The following is a 379-nucleotide window of genomic DNA, read 5'->3' on the forward strand; positions in this document are numbered from 1 at the left end:
CGGCACGCCGATCGAGCGGATCATGGGGTCGGCCGCGATGGGGGTCGCGACGGGCTGCGGCGGCAGCGGGCCGGGTCGGGGCCGCGGCGGCGCGGGCGATCGACGAGGGCCGGTGGGCGGCGCTGCATCTCGCCGTCGCGGCCAGCGACACACTCGGGCCGGAACAGGTGGAACAGGTCCTCGCCCTGCGGGCGCCGGAGGGCGTCGACCTCACCCCGGACGGTCCGCCCTCGGCGCTCGCCCACCACCTACGTCAGATCCTCGATCCGGTGCCACGCCCGCGGCGGCTGGAGCTGGTCCTCGACCTGTGGGCCCAGGTGCTGGAGCATCACGCCGGCCTCGCGCGCCGGGAGCGGCGGCTCGCGACGCAGAGCCGCCG

General features: G+C 77.8%; 1 protein-coding gene. It reads left to right on the plus strand.

The window, feature by feature from the left end; translation table 11 throughout:
• Nucleotides 1-167: 167 nt before the first annotated feature.
• Nucleotides 168-379: hypothetical protein (locus ACFFNX_RS49980; protein ID WP_378213527.1), on the plus strand; the 212-nt coding region annotated here is incomplete at its 3' end.

The organism is Actinoallomurus acaciae, from assembly GCF_042429965.1.
Classification (GTDB): domain Bacteria; phylum Actinomycetota; class Actinomycetes; order Streptosporangiales; family Streptosporangiaceae; genus Actinoallomurus; species Actinoallomurus acaciae.